Annotated in this window: 11 protein-coding genes; 9 read left to right on the forward strand and 2 right to left on the reverse strand. The window is 58.0% G+C overall.

Features of this window, described 5'->3' with window-relative positions; translation table 11 throughout:
* Positions 1-260: 260 nt before the first annotated feature.
* The 7 genes from OQ273_RS05165 (at position 261) to OQ273_RS05195 (ending at position 9,141) form a co-directional block, all read left to right on the forward strand.
* Positions 261-4,019 (forward strand): nitrate reductase subunit alpha, encoded by a 3,759-nt coding sequence (locus tag OQ273_RS05165; protein ID WP_267989403.1) that lies wholly within the window; start codon positions 261-263, stop codon positions 4,017-4,019.
* Positions 4,016-5,554 (forward strand): nitrate reductase subunit beta, encoded by a 1,539-nt coding sequence (gene narH, locus OQ273_RS05170; RefSeq protein ID WP_267989404.1) that lies wholly within the window; start codon positions 4,016-4,018, stop codon positions 5,552-5,554. Before OQ273_RS05165 ends, narH begins: the two co-directional genes overlap by 4 nt.
* Entirely contained in the window at positions 5,554-6,267 is a 714-nt protein-coding gene (gene narJ, locus OQ273_RS05175; RefSeq protein ID WP_267989405.1) for a nitrate reductase molybdenum cofactor assembly chaperone, read from the forward strand. Before narH ends, narJ begins: the two co-directional genes overlap by 1 nt.
* A 12-nt stretch (positions 6,268-6,279) precedes the next feature.
* Positions 6,280-6,999, forward strand: coding sequence for a respiratory nitrate reductase subunit gamma (narI, locus tag OQ273_RS05180; RefSeq protein WP_267989406.1), 720 nt, complete (start codon positions 6,280-6,282; stop codon positions 6,997-6,999).
* A gap of 3 nt (positions 7,000-7,002) precedes the next feature.
* Positions 7,003-7,908 carry a peptidylprolyl isomerase gene (locus OQ273_RS05185; RefSeq protein ID WP_267989407.1) on the forward strand — a complete coding sequence of 302 codons (906 nt, stop codon included), beginning with the start codon at positions 7,003-7,005 and terminating at the stop codon, positions 7,906-7,908.
* Positions 7,909-7,919: 11 nt separating this feature from the next.
* Entirely contained in the window at positions 7,920-8,507 is a 588-nt protein-coding gene (locus tag OQ273_RS05190) for a hemerythrin domain-containing protein (protein WP_267989408.1), read from the forward strand.
* Positions 8,508-8,592: 85 nt separating this feature from the next.
* Positions 8,593-9,141: a DUF2478 domain-containing protein gene (locus tag OQ273_RS05195; protein ID WP_267989409.1), complete on the forward strand. Its 549-nt coding sequence runs from the start codon at positions 8,593-8,595 to the stop codon at positions 9,139-9,141.
* Positions 9,142-9,430: 289 nt separating this feature from the next.
* Here the strand turns inward: OQ273_RS05195 and OQ273_RS05200 are convergent, their stop codons facing one another.
* Entirely contained in the window at positions 9,431-10,237 is an 807-nt protein-coding gene (locus OQ273_RS05200; protein WP_267989410.1) for an alpha/beta fold hydrolase, read from the reverse strand.
* A gap of 226 nt (positions 10,238-10,463) precedes the next feature.
* Between OQ273_RS05200 and OQ273_RS05205 the strand changes: the two genes are divergently transcribed.
* A complete protein-coding gene (locus OQ273_RS05205; RefSeq protein ID WP_267989411.1) occupies positions 10,464-11,174 on the forward strand; it encodes a transglutaminase-like domain-containing protein in 711 nt (236 codons plus the stop codon).
* 29 nt (positions 11,175-11,203) lie between these two features.
* A complete protein-coding gene (locus tag OQ273_RS05210; protein ID WP_267989412.1) occupies positions 11,204-12,013 on the forward strand; it encodes an enoyl-CoA hydratase/isomerase family protein in 810 nt (269 codons plus the stop codon).
* A 6-nt stretch (positions 12,014-12,019) separates the two neighbouring features.
* On the opposite strand, the gene OQ273_RS05215 is transcribed toward OQ273_RS05210, so the two are convergent.
* Positions 12,020-12,778 (reverse strand): glucose 1-dehydrogenase, encoded by a 759-nt coding sequence (locus tag OQ273_RS05215; RefSeq protein ID WP_267989413.1) that lies wholly within the window; start codon positions 12,776-12,778, stop codon positions 12,020-12,022.
* Between the last annotated feature and the right edge of the window lie 123 nt (positions 12,779-12,901).

The following is a 12,901-nucleotide window of genomic DNA, read 5'->3' on the forward strand; positions in this document are numbered from 1 at the left end:
AAAATATCAAGAGTACGATTGATGTTGTTAGCAGGCTGTATGCGGAACTGCAATCAGCTTCATTGACCGGGAGAGCGCCGTTTCTTGCGGCTTGCGGCGGGACGTCTTGTTTCTTCACCGGCACGGTCGGTCGTTGACTTAGATCAATTCCAATTAGGGGTACAGGCTGGATTGTCCTTTGTAAATCAACGACGAACGCCCTGAACAAACACTCAAGAGAGTTCAGAGACGGTCGCCGGCACCGCAACCGGAGGATACAGATGAGTCAACTCCTCAATCGCCTAAACTTCCTGTCTCCAAGCAATACGGGAACCTTCTCAAAAGGGCACGGCATTACCACGAACGAGTCCCGTGATTGGGAAGACAGCTATCGCAAGCGCTGGCAGCACGACAAGGTCGTCCGCTCAACGCATGGGGTGAACTGCACCGGGTCGTGCTCCTGGAAGATCTACGTCAAGGGCGGGATCGTGACCTGGGAGACACAGCAGACCGATTATCCCCGAACGCGGCCGGATCTGCCGAACCATGAGCCTCGCGGTTGCTCGCGCGGTGCAAGCTACAGCTGGTACATGTATTCGGCCAACAGGGTGAAGCACCCCCTGATCCGCTCGCGGCTGTTGAAGCTTTGGCGCAAGGAACGCGCGCTGAAGACGCCGGTGGGTGCATGGACGGCCATTCAGGAAAATCCAGCCAAGCGCTCCGAGTACATCAAGGTGCGCGGTCTTGGCGGATTCGTGCGCGCCAGCTGGGACGAAGTCAATGAAATCATCGCCGCCGCGAACGCCTATACGGCAAAGCGGTGGGGACCGGACCGGGTTATCGGTTTCTCGCCAATCCCGGCCATGTCGATGGTCTCCTATGCCGCCGGCTCACGCTACCTGTCACTGATGGGCGGTGTGTGCATGTCGTTCTACGACTGGTATTGCGACCTGCCGCCGGCCTCGCCCATGACCTGGGGCGAGCAGACCGATGTGCCGGAATCTGCTGACTGGTACAATGCCGGTTTCCTCATGCTGTGGGGCTCCAACGTTCCACAGACGCGCACGCCCGACGCGCATTTTTATACCGAGGTGCGCTACAAGGGCACGAAATCCGTCGTGGTTTCGCCTGACTATTCAGAAGCCTCAAAATTCTCCGATATGTGGCTGCATCCCAAGCAGGGAACCGACGCGGCACTCGCCATGGCGATGGGGCATGTGATCCTGCGGGAATACCATCTCGACCGCCAGGCCGACTATTTCGAGGATTATTGCCGCCGCTACACCGACATGCCGATGCTGGTGCGTCTGGTGAAGAAAAGCGGAAACTATGTTCCGGACCGGCTCCTGCGCGCTTCCGATTTCAAGGACGGGCTTGGCGAAGAAAACAACCCGGACTGGAAGACAGTCGCCATCGATGAGAAGTCGGGCGAGCTGGTTGCTCCGAACGGCTCCGTCGGTTTCCGCTGGGGCGAGCAGGGCAAATGGAACCTTGAATCGAAGGACGGCAAGGGCCGGGATGTCGAATTGGGGATGAGCCTGATCCTCGACAATGATCACGACGAGATCGCCAATGTCGCCTTTCCTTATTTCGGCAATCGCGAACATGATCATTTCGAGGGCACTGACCATGACAGCGTGCTGGTGCGTTCGGTGCCGGCCAAAAAGCTGGAGCTTGCCGACGGCGAGGTCATGGTTGCCACCGTTTTTGACCTGTTTGTCGCCAATTATGGCCTCGATCGCGGGCTTGAAGACAGCAATTCGGCGAAATCCTACGACGACAACCTGCCTTACACGCCGGCATGGGCCGAGAAGGTCACCGGCGTGCCGCGTGAACAGATCATCACCGTTGCCAGGGAATTTGCCACCAACGCCGAAAAGACGAATGGCCGTTCGATGGTCATCCTCGGCGCCGGTCTCAACCACTGGTACCACATGGACATGAACTACCGCGGCATCATCAACCTTCTGGTGATGTGCGGGTGTGTCGGGCAGTCCGGCGGCGGCTGGAGCCATTATGTGGGCCAGGAAAAGCTGCGCCCGCAGACAGGCTGGCTTCCATTGGCGTTCGGCCTCGACTGGAACCGTCCGCCACGGCAGATGAACTCGACCTCCTTCTACTACGCCCACACGGATCAGTGGCGCTACGAGTCGCTTACGGTCGATGAAATCCTGTCGCCAACGGCGCCTGATGGCCCGTGGGACGGCACGCTGATCGACTACAACATCCGGGCCGAGCGTATGGGCTGGTTGCCTTCCGCGCCACAGCTCAAAACCAATCCACTGGAGGTTGCCAAGGCTGCAGAAGAGGCAGGCAAGGACGCAAAGGATCTGGTGGCCGAGCAGTTGAAATCGGGCGAGTTGCAGATGTCCTGTGAAGATCCCGACCACGAAGCCAACTGGCCGCGCAACCTGTTTGTCTGGCGTTCGAACCTTCTGGGTTCCTCGGGCAAGGGGCACGAATACTTCCTGAAACACCTTTTGGGAACGAATCATGGTGTTCTGGGCAAGGATCTGGGCGATGAAGGCCGCCAGAGGGCGACAGAAGCCGTCTGGCATGACGAAGCGCCGGAGGGCAAGCTCGACCTGCTGGTCACCCTTGATTTCCGCATGTCAACGACCTGCGTCTATTCCGACATCGTCCTTCCGACCGCCACGTGGTACGAGAAGAACGACCTTAATACGTCGGATATGCATCCCTTCATCCACCCGCTGACCAGTGCGGCGGATCCGGCCTGGGATGCGCGCAGCGACTGGGACATCTTCAAGGGCATTGCCGAGAAATTCTCCGAGGTTGCTCCGGAAATCCTCGGTGTCGAAAAGGATGTCGTGCTTGTTCCGATCCTGCACGATACGCCAGGCGAACTGGCGCAGCCGATGGATGTGAAGGACTGGAAGAAGGGCGAGACCGAACCGGTGCCCGGCAAAACCATGCCGGCCGTGGCCGTCGTCGAGCGCGACTATCCGAACCTTTACAAGCGTTTCACGGCTCTTGGTCCGTTGATGGACAAGCTCGGCAACGGTGGAAAGGGCATCTCCTGGAACACCGAGCACGAAGTCGAGCAGCTCGGCAATCTGAACGGTCGTGTGACCGAAGAGGGCGCAACCAAGGGACGCCCGAAGATCGAGACCGATATCGACGCCAGCGAAGTCATTCTTTCGCTTGCTCCCGAAACCAATGGCGAGGTCGCCGTCAAGGCCTGGGAGGCCCTGTCAAAGAATACCGGCAGGGATCACACCCATCTCGCCGTGCCCAAGGAGGATGAGAAGATCCGGTTCCGCGACATTGTCGCCCAGCCGCGCAAGATCATCTCTTCGCCGACCTGGTCGGGGCTGGAATCGGAGAAGGTCTGCTACAATGCCGGCTACACCAATGTCCACGAACTGATCCCCTGGCGCACCATCAGCGGACGCCAGCAGCTCTACCAGGATCACCTGTGGATGCGGGCGTTCGGCGAGGCGTTCTGTCTCTACAGACCACCAATCGACACCAAGACAATCAATCCGGTGATTGAGAGCAAGTCGAACGGCCGGCCCCAGGTGGTGCTGAACTTCATTACGCCGCACCAGAAATGGGGCATTCACTCGACCTATTCGGACAACCTGATGATGCTGACGCTCAACAGGGGCGGACCGGTCGTATGGATCTCCGAGACGGATGCGAAAACAGCCGGGATTGTCGACAATGACTGGGTCGAGGTCTTCAACGTCAATGGTGCGATTGTTGCCCGTGCGGTTGTATCGCAGCGCATGAAGGACGGAACGATCTTCATGTACCACGCACAGGAAAAGATCGTGAATACCCCGGGTTCGCAAACGACCGGCCAGCGCGGGGGCATTCACAACTCCGTCACCCGGGCGATCACCAAGCCGACCCACATGATCGGTGGTTACGCGCAGCAATCCTACGGCTTCAACTACTACGGAACCGTCGGTGCGAACCGTGACGAATTCGTCGTGGTTCACAAGCTGGAAAAAGTCGATTGGATGGAAGGTCCTTACAAGGGACCGGTGTCTACGAACACGGAGGCAGCAGAATGAGAATCCGCGCACAAATCGGAATGGTGCTGAACCTCGATAAATGCATCGGGTGCCACACCTGCTCGGTGACCTGCAAGAATGTCTGGACCAACCGTGAAGGCGTCGAATACGCCTGGTTCAACAATGTCGAGACAAAGCCGGGCGTCGGTTATCCCAAGGAGTGGGAAAACCAGAAGAAATGGAATGGCGGCTGGGTTCGCAACGGGAACGGCAAGATCGAACCCAAGATGGGTGCCAAGTGGCGTATCCTGTCGAAGATCTTCGCCAACCCGGACCTGCCTGAAATCGACGACTACTACGAGCCGTTCGATTTCGACTACGGCCATCTGCAGACGGCCGGCGAAAGCCAGACGACACCGACGGCGCGTCCGCGCTCTCTCATCAGCGGCGAGCGCATCGAGAAGATCGAATGGGGTCCGAACTGGGAAGAAATTCTCGGCGGGGAGTTCTCCAAGCGGTCGCAGGACTACAATTTCGATGGCGTCGAGAAAGAGATTTACGGCGAATTCGAAAACACCTTCATGATGTACCTGCCGCGGCTGTGTGAGCACTGCCTCAATCCGACCTGTGTCGCGGCCTGTCCGTCCGGTGCGATCTATAAACGCGAAGATGACGGCATTGTCCTCATCGACCAGGAAAAATGCCGCGGCTGGCGTATGTGCGTGTCGGGCTGCCCCTATAAGAAGATCTACTACAACTGGTCTTCGGGCAAATCGGAAAAATGCGTCTTTTGCTATCCGCGCATCGAAGCCGGTCATCCGACAGTCTGTTCCGAGACCTGTGTCGGGCGGATCCGTTACCTCGGGGTCATCCTTTATGATGCCGATGCGATTTCCAACGCCGCTTCAACCTCGGATGAAAAGGATCTTTACGAGGAGCAGTTGAATGTCTTCCTCGATCCGAACGATCCGAAGGTCATTGAACAGGCACGCAAGGATGGTATTCCCGAGGCATGGCTGGATGCTGCCAAGCATTCGCCGGTCTACAAGATGGCGATCGACTGGAAAGTCGCGTTTCCGCTGCACCCGGAATACCGCACGCTTCCGATGGTCTGGTACATCCCGCCACTCTCACCGCTGCAGTCTGCCGCTCAAACCGGCAAGATCGGCGTTGAAGGCGAGATGCCGGATGTGAAATCGCTGCGCATTCCGGTCCGCTACCTGGCAAACCTGCTGACGGCAGGCAAGGAGGCTCCGATTGTCTCGGCGCTTGAGCGGATGCTGGCGATGCGGGCTTACATGCGCGCCAAGACCGTTGACGGAGTGATCGACGAGGCCATTGCCGAAAAGGCGGGGCTCACCGGCCAAATGGTCGAGGACATGTATCACGTCATGGCGATCGCCAATTACGAGGATCGCTTCGTCATTCCGACAACCCACCGGGAAATCAGCGAGGACGCTTACGACGTACGCGGCTCCTGCGGCTTCTCCTTCGGAAACGGCTGCTCGGGCGGTGCGTCGGATACCGATCTCTTCGGTTCACGGCGGACAAGGACGACGCAGACGCCAACCGATCTCTTCAAGGAGCAGGTCTGATGAACCGTACTCTCAAGATTGTTTCGCTGCTGCTGTCCTATCCCACAAAGGAGCTTCAGGACGGCATTCCCGAACTCAACGCCGCATTGGCTGACGATGTCGGCGTCGACAAGCGGGCGGTGCTTTTGCTGACAAGGCTTGCCGACGATATCGCCGCGCTTGATCTTTATGACGCCCAGGAGCGGTACGTTCATCTCTTTGACCGGACCCGCACGCTCTCGCTGCACCTCTTTGAGCATGTGCATGGCGAAAGCCGCGACCGCGGCGGAGCAATGGTTGACCTGATGGAAATGTACCGCAACGGCGGTTTCGACATCAATGCCAGGGAACTGCCGGATCATCTGCCGATGTTCCTGGAGTTTTTGTCGGTGCGGCCTGAACCCGACGCGCGCGAGTCGTTGGGCCAGACAGCCCATATTCTCGCAGCACTGCGCGAACGGCTGAAAAAACGCAAATCCATCTATGCCAATGCCTTTGCGGCCCTGGAGATCATCGCCCGGGAAAAGCCGGACGAGGCTCTGCTTGAAGGTCTGCTTCAGGAGCCCCTGGACGACCCGGACGACCTGGAGGCCCTTGACCGCATTTGGGAAGAGGAGGTTGTGACCTTCGGCGGCAATGCCGGAGAGAATGCCTGCGGGCCGGACCGCCTGCAACGCCAGATGCGCGCCCATCAACGCAAGCCGGATAGCGGTGCGGCCGCGCCGCACGCCTGAACGGAGGCTTTCATGTCGAATTATCTCAATACACTGCTCTTTACCGTTTATCCTTATGTGGCGCTGGCGATCATGATTATCGGCTGCATCCTGCGATATGACCGGGAGCCCTATAGCTGGCGATCGGGTTCATCCCAGCTCCTGCGGCGCAAGCAGCTCGTCTGGGGCTCGGTACTGTTCCATGTCGGTATCCTGTTCCTGTTCTTCGGGCACTTTGTCGGTCTGCTGACGCCGCATTTCGTTTACGCGCCCTTCATCTCGGCGGAAGCAAAACAGATGCTGGCCATCGTCGCCGGCTCGATTGCCGGCATCATCTGCTTCATCGGGCTGACCATGCTCATCCATCGACGGTTCTTTGACGAGCGTATCCGCGCAACCTCGACGTTTGCCGACAACGCGATCCTGATCATCCTGTGGATGCAGCTTGTTCTTGGCCTGATTACCGTTCCCTATTCGCTGCAGCATGCTGACGGTTCGGTCATGCTGGCGCTATCGGAATGGGCACAGCGTATTCTCACGCTGCGCATCGACGGAACGGCGGAACTGGTCGCGGCACAGTCCTGGCCCTATCAGCTGCATATTCTGCTTGGGCTGACGATCTTCCTCATCTTCCCGTTCTCGCGGCTGGTGCACATGTTGTCTGCGCCGATACGTTATCTGTGGCGCCCCGGCTATCAGGTCGTGCGCGAGCGTAATCGTCGCGAAAACCCAAACCGGATCCCGGCGGAGTAAGTCATGGCGACGATCTACACAAACCCCTCGTTAAACCCCGGCCACAAGGCCGGGGACAGCTATTCCGGTTACAAGGAGCCCGACACCTCGGTGCCGCCCAAGGCAAAACCCGTCACCAGGGAACTGAGCGTCAACGGCGTGGTTATTGAGGAGTCGGAGCTGCTTGCCGAAGCACAGAACCACCCGGCTGAAAATCCGGGTCAGGCTCTGGCGGAGGCTGCGCGGGCCCTCGTCATTCGTGAACTGCTCTGGCAGGAAGCAATGCGCCTTGATGTGAACGCAACACCTGCAACCGACGGGCAGGGGCGTTTGGAAGAACAAAAAGACGCGGCGATCCGAGTTCTGATCGAACAGCAAGTCGATGTCCCTTCTGCTGACGATCGCGCCTGCCGCCGGTACTACGATCAAAACCCGGAGCGGTTTTCTTCAGAAGCGCTGATCGAGGCGCGGCATATCCTTCTGGCTGCGCCACCTGACAATGCCGGTGCCCGGAAGGAAAAACGGGCTCTTGCGGAGCAGTTGATCAGTCGGCTCAAGGAGCATCCCGAGGAGTTCCAGGCCCTTGCCCGGTCCTATTCAGATTGTCCGTCGAAGGAGCATGGCGGAAATCTCGGCCAACTGTCGCGCGGCAGTACCGTACGCGAGTTCGAAAAGGCGGTTGCAAGGATGAACGAAGGGGATATGTCCCAAAACCCGGTAGAAAGCCGTTTCGGTTTTCATATCGTTTTGATCGAGCGCAAGGTGCCCGGCCGCAGGCTGCCCTATGAAATGGTTCGCGAACGTATTGGGGTATGGCTTGAAGCCGGAACATGGTCCAAAGCGGTATCCCAATACATATCCATTTTGGCAGGGTGTGCTGACATCCGGGGTGTGAACCTGGAGGCGGGTGACGGACCCCTCGTGCAATAGGATCAGTAGCCATGAACAGGCATGAGGAAGCAAGAGCCACGGCAATAATGGCGTTGAAAACGCCGCCGCCGGTTGCGCAATTCCTCACGCCGCTTCAATACATCCTGACCGACCATTTTCGTCAGCGTACGCTTTGCCAGGTAATGGAAGAGTTTGCCGAGGGCGGAGCTTTCGATGAGGACAAGGTGGGTGCAGCCTTGCACTTTATGATGTCCGACTTCAGCCTGCATGTCATTGACGAGGAAGAGGATCTATTCCCTCTGTTGAGGCAGCGTGCGATGCCGGAGGACGATATCGAGGAGGTGCTTGATGACCTCAGCGCAGAGCATGCAACCGACAGGACCGATGCCGATGATATAACCGGCATATTGCGTGATGCGATCGAAACCGGAGGCAAGGGATTTCCAGGCGCTGACGGCAGTGAGTGGCTGAGACGTTTTGCCAAGAACGAACGCCGGCACCTGATCGTCGAGAACGCCATTGTCATGCCGCTTGCCCGTGCGCGGCTGTCCGCTGCGGATTTGCGCAGTCTTGGCCGACGGATGGCCGCCCGGCGAGGAATTGAGTATCCCGGCAAAGTTGATGTCGACCAGTCATAGTAGGGCCGTTGCCGGTCGATAGGACGATCAGCCTTACAAATCGACTGAAAAGGGTGTAAAAGACTGTAATGTCAAGGAGTTTTGGATGAGTGCAGTACCTTCCCATATGCTCGCTGCGATACGGTTTGCGCCGGAGTTTCACGTTGACGCGGTGCTTGACGAAACCGTTCAGTCCCTGCGTGGCGACGGCCTTCGCATTGCCGGTGTCGTGCAGCGCGAAAAGCCGGAGAGCAATGGCTGTTGCCCCATCACATTTCTGGAGGATGTGGCAACGGGACGTCGGTTGCGGATTTCCCAGGCGCTCGGGTCCGGTTCAAGAGGATGCCGCCTCGATCCGCAAGCCCTTGCGGATGTCTGCGGCACATTGATTGCGACTGTTGAAAGCGGTGTCGATCTTCTGGTGCTTAACCGGTTCGGCAAAGGTGAGGCGGACGGTCACGGTTTCCGGTCTGTGATTGAAAAGGCGCTTGATCACGGCGTTCCCGTATTGACGGCCGTGCGCGATACCTACCTGACGGATTTTGGAACCTTTGCCGGCGGCATGGCTGACACGTTGCCGCCACGAGCAGATGCGGCCATTGAGTGGGGGCGCATTGCCGCCGGTGTGGTGCACGATCAGGACAGCGCTGCCTGATTTCCCGTGGTGCGCTGCACAAAAAATGTGCTCGTCGCCCCTTATTTCGCCGTTGATGCATAGCCTGCCCAGTCAGTGCACGTGAGTATTTTTTTCTAAGTGCATGAAAAGAAAGATATTTTGATCTTATCTTCCGTTTGGCACATGGCTTGCTTTGTTATCAGCGGGTCCAGAGGGGACCGTCAAAGGGCGCCAATGGGTGTCCCGGAGGTAAGGCCACCGGCAGCATGGTTCGTCAGAAATCAGCGCCGGTGGCCTTTATTGTTTCGGCGTGTCGTTCGAGCGATGTTCAGATACCGTTTGCAAGGTCGTTTGCCAAAAAATCCGCCAGGGTATCGGATGTGAGGGCGGCCTTTTCGATTTGCAGGTAATGGCCGCAATTGTCCAAAACGGTCTGTTTTGAGGTTCCGAGTTTTTCCGACAGCGAAACCGCCGTCTCGGCGGGCACCATCCTGTCATCGGCAGCGGCGACAATCAGAACCGGAATGGCAACGTCGACCAGTCGATCGGTCAGGTCGTACCGGCTACAGGCCAAAAAATCGTCATAAACAACGTTTTGCGGGCAATTGAGAAGGCGCTCGCGGGCGGCTTGCTTGAGATCATCATCGACCTCGCGATGCCAAGAATATTTGACGATATTGCCGACCGTTGCCTCAAACTGGTTTTGAAGCCCGTCCAGAATGGCAGGGCTCACGGCCAGCTTCGCCGCACCGGCAAGAAGTGAAATGCCCGCAAGGCGGGGATTTTTGTCAGCTGCGAGCGTGAGCGCAATGGCAGCACCCATGGAATGGCCGACGAGAAGCACGCGCTGCAAGTTCAACGCATCAAGAAAACCTGCAATGGCCTCGGCGTAACCCGCCACCGATTGCCGGCTGGCGCCCGCCGATTTGCCATGTCCCGGCAAATCGACGGCAATGACCGGAACCGAGCTCAAACGGGTCTCGTCTGCTTGTTGCATGTCCAACCAGCTGGCCGGCCAGTCCGCCGTGCTGCCGCCGGCGCCATGAACCAGAACGACCGCCAACCCGTCAGCGCGTTCGTCTGCACCATTGTGGCGGTAAAACATCTCGTCGCCATTGATCGTGACAGTCGGCATGGGCTCTCCGTTCCTTTCTCAATACTTTCACGCGTTTTGGACGCTATTCCAGCGTGTTTTAGGTTTCGTGACCAGGAAGGATAATGCATATTTGCGAAATGAATGTTAGTTAATTTCCTGGCAGTGCAGCATCATGCGCCTGCATCTTGGTTGACAGTTTCCAAGGGCGCCAATAGCCAGATTTACTGGCGGCCCCGAGCTGGCTGATTGAAGAGGGAGGCTGGAATTGACGGATACCTCGGATCACCGACCGCCGGAACGGGCCGACTGTTTGCAGGCGGGCCTTTATGTTGACAGCGGTTCGGATGCGGTGCGGCGTTTCACCCTCGATGCGCTTGAAAGCGCCAAGGCAACAACCGACACGCAAAAGGCGGTAGCCCTCTACAACGCCGTGCGCGACGGTTTTCGCTACAACCCCTACAGTATCTCGATGCGTGCCGAAGACTATAAGGCCAGCCATATCGTCAAAACGCAGTCCGCGTACTGCGTTCCGAAGGCGATATTGCTGACTGCATGTCTGAGGGCGGCCGGCATACCGGCTGCCGTCGGTTTTGCCGATGTCCGCAATCATCTGAATTCTCCCAAGCTTGCCGAACTGATGGGATCGGACCTTTTTATCTATCACGGCTATGTCCAGCTCTGGCTGGGTGACAGCACGTTCAAGGTGACGCCGGCCTTCAACTCCGAGATGTGCGAGCGCTTTGGCGTGAAGCCCCTGGATTTCGACGGCACCGCGGATGCTTTGTTCCATGAATATGACGCGGATAACCGTCGTCACATGGAGTATGTCAACGACCGCGGCATCTACCAGGACCCTCCGATTGTCGAGATACTGAGTACGTTCAAGGCGTTTTATCCGCGCCTTGCTGAGTTTGCCGCCGGTGCGAGCCGGCAAGGCCAGGAACCCGTTGATGCCGCTTTCCTTGGAAACGGCTGACACCAACCATCTGAAACAGGGACATTTCAATGACCGATCGATATGCGGCCTATTCGAAACTCAAGCTCGACTATCCTGCCGACCGCATTCTCAGGATAACGTTCAGCAATCCGGAAAGCTTCAACTCGGTTGACGGCGAAACCCATGGACAACTCACTGAGATCTGGCGCGAGATCGATCACGACCCGCAGATCAATGCGGTCATCGTGACCGGCGAGGGCAAGGCCTTTTCTTCAGGTGGCGACTTCAAGCTGATTGAGGAGATGGCGGATGACTACGCCATCTTGATGCGGGTCTGGAAGGAAGCAAAGGACCTTGTCTACAATATTGTCAATTGCAATACGCCCATCATTTCCGCGATCAACGGCCCGGCGGCCGGGGCCGGCCTGGTGGTCGGGCTGCTTGCCGACATATCGATTGCCGGAAAAGCCGCGCGGATCGTGGACGGCCACCCGCGTCTCGGTGTTGCAGCGGGTGATGTCGCGGCAATCATCTGGCCGCTGCTTTGCGGTATGGCGAAAGCCAAATACTATCTTTTGACCGGTAAGCCCATGACCGGCGAAGAGGCGGAACGTATTGGACTTGTATCACTGTGCGTGGAAGATGCGGAGCTCCAGGAAACGGCCCTGACGATCGCGAAAGACCTTTCCAGCGGCTCGCAAAGCGCCATCCGGTGGACCAAATATTCGCTCAACAACTGGCTGCGTTCTGCAGGGCCGATATTCGACACGTCCACGGCCCTTGAAATGCTCGGTTTCATGGGGCCGGACGTGCGTGAAGGACTTGCGTCCCTGCGCGAAAAGCGCAAACCGGAGTTCGACCCGGATTGTCCGATTTAAGTCCGGTCAACTCATTGTCAGGCCACCGGAAACAGAAACGGTCTGTCCGGTAATGAATTCCGCATCGTCACTGGCAAGGAAACAGACGATGCCCGGGAAATCGGACGGTCGCGCCAGCCGACCGACAGGTATGGCTTTTTCCAGCGCCGCCTTGATGCGCTCTCCTTGTCCGTCACCGGCAAATTCGGCAAAGAGCGGCGTATCGGTCGGTCCCGGACAAACGGCATTCAGCCGTATGCCGCTGCGTGCGAGCTCGCGGGCCATTGTCTTCGTGAATGCGATGATCCCGCCCTTGCAGGCGGAGTAGACAGCTTCGCCGGTTGAGCCGACACGGCCGGCATCCGACGCGATGTTGATGACCCGCCCGCGTCCTTGCTCGATCATGATGGGCAGAACGGCGTGGTGAACATGCAGCGGGCCATAAAGGTTGATGTCGATCACCTTGGTCCAAAGGTCGGTGTCCGACTCCACGAAAGGCACAAGCCGGTCCCAGCCGGCATTGTTGACAAGGATATCGATGCTGCCGTTCTGCGTGAGTTCGGCGACGGCCTCAAAGACAGCGGCCCGGTCTGTTATGTCGACCTGGTACGCCTTGGCGGCGCCCCCTGCTTTGGTGATGGTTCCGGCGATGTTTTCCGCACCGGCCCTGTCGAGGTCAAAAATGGCGACATGGGCACCTTCCTCTGCAAGACGCCGGCTGATGGCAGCGCCGATGCCGCTCGCGCCGCCTGTCACAATCGCGTTCCTGCCTTTGAGCCCTCGCATGACATTACTCCGCAAACTGCTTTGGTTACCAATCCGCGTGAGAATAGCCTGATCTTTTGCCTTGTGCGATTGGGTGCGGCTTTTGGTCCATTCCGGGCCGGGATGCTGATTGTCGGGGAAGGG

Source organism: Hoeflea prorocentri (genome assembly GCF_027944115.1).
Lineage (GTDB): Bacteria > Pseudomonadota > Alphaproteobacteria > Rhizobiales > Rhizobiaceae > Hoeflea_A > Hoeflea_A prorocentri.

What these genes read in the sequence shown, in the direction of transcription:
- OQ273_RS05185 (WP_267989407.1), top strand. Translation starts at nt 7,003, where the DNA reads ATGGCGACGATCTACACAAACCCCTCGTTAAACCCCGGCCACAAGGCC.
- narI (WP_267989406.1), top strand. Translation starts at nt 6,280, where the DNA reads ATGTCGAATTATCTCAATACACTGCTCTTTACCGTTTATCCTTATGTG.
- OQ273_RS05210 (WP_267989412.1), top strand. Translation starts at nt 11,204, where the DNA reads ATGACCGATCGATATGCGGCCTATTCGAAACTCAAGCTCGACTATCCT.
- narJ (WP_267989405.1), top strand. Translation starts at nt 5,554, where the DNA reads ATGAACCGTACTCTCAAGATTGTTTCGCTGCTGCTGTCCTATCCCACA.
- OQ273_RS05200 (WP_267989410.1), bottom strand. Translation starts at nt 10,237, where the DNA reads ATGCCGACTGTCACGATCAATGGCGACGAGATGTTTTACCGCCACAAT.
- narH (WP_267989404.1), top strand. Translation starts at nt 4,016, where the DNA reads ATGAGAATCCGCGCACAAATCGGAATGGTGCTGAACCTCGATAAATGC.
- OQ273_RS05215 (WP_267989413.1), bottom strand. Translation starts at nt 12,778, where the DNA reads ATGCGAGGGCTCAAAGGCAGGAACGCGATTGTGACAGGCGGCGCGAGC.
- OQ273_RS05190 (WP_267989408.1), top strand. Translation starts at nt 7,920, where the DNA reads ATGAACAGGCATGAGGAAGCAAGAGCCACGGCAATAATGGCGTTGAAA.
- OQ273_RS05165 (WP_267989403.1), top strand. Translation starts at nt 261, where the DNA reads ATGAGTCAACTCCTCAATCGCCTAAACTTCCTGTCTCCAAGCAATACG.
- OQ273_RS05195 (WP_267989409.1), top strand. Translation starts at nt 8,593, where the DNA reads ATGAGTGCAGTACCTTCCCATATGCTCGCTGCGATACGGTTTGCGCCG.